This window comes from Clostridium tarantellae, assembly GCF_009295725.1.
GTDB lineage: Bacteria > Bacillota > Clostridia > Clostridiales > Clostridiaceae > Sarcina > Sarcina tarantellae.
In genome coordinates, this window is the sequence record NZ_WHJC01000364.1 from 1 (window position 1) to 2,961 (window position 2,961).

The following is a 2,961-nucleotide window of genomic DNA, read 5'->3' on the forward strand; positions in this document are numbered from 1 at the left end:
GAATATATTATAATATTAATGATGATGAAATAAATAAATTTTTAAATAAGCTTAATAAGGAGCTAAAAAGTTAATATTTATAGATTATAAAATAATTAGTAACTTAAAGCATGATTCTAAAAAACATAAATTAGAATCATGTTTTTTTAGTATGAAAATTTTTTTACAAACAAATAATTAAAAAGTTTGCTTTTCAGTAGACAAATAACAATTATTAACATATAATATTTGTAATAAAAGGAAAAAATATAATTTAAGGAGTTTTTTATGATGAAGAAAGAAAATGAATTATTTTGGAATTCTTCAATTAATGAAATGAAAAATGGGTATATTGAAGAAAAAGAAGTGTTTAAATGTCTTATTTGTGGTGAGGAATTTATTAAAGGAAAAATTTATAATATTAATTCAGAATTATATGAAGCTAAAAAAGCAGTACAACTTCATATAAAAGAAAAGCATATTTCAATACTTACGTATTTATTAAATATGAATCCTTCTTTTACAGGAATATCAGAAGTACAAAAAGAAGTAGTAACTTTAATATCAAAAGGATTGTCAGATAAGGAAATAGCAAAAAAATTAGGAGTAGCTCAATCCACCATAAGAAATCATCGTTATAAATTAAGAGAAAAAGAAAAACAATCAAAAATATTTTTAGCAATGATGGAGCTTCTGAATAAAGAAACTAATAAAAAGATTAATAAATTAGAAAATGAAAACATATGTGATGCACATAAAACAGCTACAACTTTAGATGATAGATTTAATATAACTGATAAAGAAAAATTAGAAGTAATAAAAAATTATATTAATGAAAATGGAAGCCTTAAAAATTATCCAGCTAAAGAGAAAAAGAAAATTATAGTTTTAGAAGAAATAAGCAAAAGTTTTTCTAATGGTAGAGTTTATACTGAAAGAGAAGTAAATAGAATTTTAAAAAGGATATATGAGGATAATGCTACTATTAGAAGAGCTTTAATAGAATATGGATTTATAGAACGATCTAATGATTGCAAAAACTATTGGGTTAAAGAATAGAAGTTAAAAGGTGAGTTTATGATTAAAAATTATATAGAATTAACTAATAGTGAAAAAAAATTAGTATATGATTTTATTTTTAAAAATGAAGTTAAGGAATATGATATAGAAAAGCTAGATTATATATTTAATATTGAAACATATGATTATGGTAAAGGTGTATTATTTTATTTCTCAAACGGAAAAGTAATTGCAACAGTTAGAGTTGTTTTAGAGATAGCTAAAGTTTTAAAAAATGTATTTATTCACAATATAAATATTATAGGTAATTATAATAAAGAAAGAATTTTAAAAAATCTTATTAATAAAAGTATTGAATTAGGAAGAAGTTATGGAGGAAAAAATTTTTTTCTAGGAGTTAAAGATGAAAAACTTTTAAATACATTAAAGCATATAGGATATGTTAAAAATTATTTGGCTTTAAAAATGTCACTAGAATATAAAGATGCAAACAGTACGTCTTTAGAATTAGTAAGCTTAACACCTAATAATAAAAATGAATATATGAAGATTTTTAATAAATCCTTTAGTGATATGCCTCATGGCACCTATTTAAACAATAAAAGATTAAATGAAAATTTAAATAATATAGATGAAAATAATTATTATTTTATGGTTTCAAATAATAATAAAATTATAGGATTTATGAATTGTATTATAAAAAATAATGAAGGAATGTTTGATATTGGTTTATGTAATGAATTTAGAGGAAGAGGTTATGGAAAACAATTATTAGAAACAGCTATTAATTTTTTAATTAAAAAAAGAGTTAAGAAAATTTCATTAATAGTAATAGAAAAAAATGAAAAAGCCTATAATATGTATAAAAAAAGAGGGTTTATAGAAGATTCTATAGTTAGCTACTGGATTGAATTATAAATAATTTTAAAATATAAGAAGGGAGATATATGATCATGATATTGATTAGTGCGTGTTTATGTGGAGTTAATTGTAAATATGAAGGTGGGAATAATTTAAATAATAAGGCTTTAAATTTATTAAAAGAAGGTAAAGCTATTGTTGTATGTCCAGAGCAGTTAGGAGGACTATCTACTCCAAGAATTCCTAGTGAAATAGTAGGTGGAAACGCTAAAGATGTTTTAAATAGAAAAGCTAAAGTTTTATCTAAAGCAAGAGAAGATGTTAGTGAAAATTTTATTAAAGGAGCAGAGGAGACTTTAAAATTAGCAAAAGAGATAAAGGCAGAATATGTTATACTTAAAGCTAAGAGTCCATCTTGTGGAAAAGGCATAGTTTATGCAGGTAAGTTTAATAGAGAAACAAAAGAAGGAAATGGAATAACTTGTGAACTTTTAATTCAAAATGGATTTAAAGTATTAACTGAAAAAGAATTGTAAAAAAGGAGAATGAAAACAGCTAACAAAAAGGTAGATACATGTGTTTAAATGTGTCAATATAACCTAAGAGGTGATGTTGATGAATAAACATATAACAAACTATAAACCAAAGGATTTTGCTGAATTATTAAACGTATCAGTAAAAACCTTTCAAAGGTGGGATAGAGATAAGATATTAATAGCCAAAAGAACACCTACGGGTAGAAGATATTATACTTATGATCAATACTTAGAGTATAAAGGGATAAATTCTAATGATAATAGAAAAATTGTAATTTATACTAGAGTTTCAACAAACAATCAGAAAGATGATTTGAAAAATCAAATAGCATTTCTTTTGAATTTTACATCTTCTAAAGGAATTATTGTAGATGAAACAATTGAACCAAGATATAATTTCCATACTTTATGTTTTTAGTTGCCGAATTTATGGATTAAGAAAGTATAAAAAGAAGATAGAGGAGGATGAAGAAATTGCTAAAAGCATACAAAATAGAGGTGAAACCTACAAAAAAACAGACAACTAAAATACATGAAACTATTGGTATATGTAGATACATTTATA

The 2,961-nt window shown here is 23.2% G+C and carries 4 protein-coding genes and 1 pseudogene; all 5 read left to right on the plus strand.

Going from position 1 to position 2,961, the window contains the following annotated elements; genetic code table 11:
* Positions 1-267 precede the first annotated feature (267 nt).
* Positions 268-1,038 carry a DUF2087 domain-containing protein gene (locus GBZ86_RS14480; protein ID WP_152891814.1) on the plus strand — a complete coding sequence of 257 codons (771 nt, stop codon included), beginning with the start codon at positions 268-270 and terminating at the stop codon, positions 1,036-1,038.
* 18 nt (positions 1,039-1,056) lie between these two features.
* Positions 1,057-1,917: a GNAT family N-acetyltransferase gene (locus GBZ86_RS14485; protein WP_152891816.1), complete on the plus strand. Its 861-nt coding sequence runs from the start codon at positions 1,057-1,059 to the stop codon at positions 1,915-1,917.
* A gap of 35 nt (positions 1,918-1,952) precedes the next feature.
* Positions 1,953-2,396, plus strand: a complete 444-nt coding sequence (locus GBZ86_RS14490; RefSeq protein ID WP_152891818.1) for a 2-thiouracil desulfurase family protein — start codon at positions 1,953-1,955, stop codon at positions 2,394-2,396.
* A gap of 91 nt (positions 2,397-2,487) precedes the next feature.
* A pseudogene (locus GBZ86_RS14495) lies at positions 2,488-2,923 on the plus strand (IS607 family transposase).
* A partial coding sequence (locus GBZ86_RS18315) for a helix-turn-helix domain-containing protein (RefSeq protein WP_327445115.1) occupies positions 2,895-2,961 on the plus strand: 67 nt, incomplete at its 3' end. The pseudogene GBZ86_RS14495 and the gene GBZ86_RS18315, both read left to right, overlap by 29 nt.

Bases quoted from the DNA above. Each gene is read 5' to 3' on its own strand.
- GBZ86_RS14490 (WP_152891818.1), top strand. From the start codon at position 1,953: ATGATATTGATTAGTGCGTGTTTATGTGGAGTTAATTGTAAATATGAA.
- GBZ86_RS14485 (WP_152891816.1), top strand. From the start codon at position 1,057: ATGATTAAAAATTATATAGAATTAACTAATAGTGAAAAAAAATTAGTA.
- GBZ86_RS14480 (WP_152891814.1), top strand. From the start codon at position 268: ATGATGAAGAAAGAAAATGAATTATTTTGGAATTCTTCAATTAATGAA.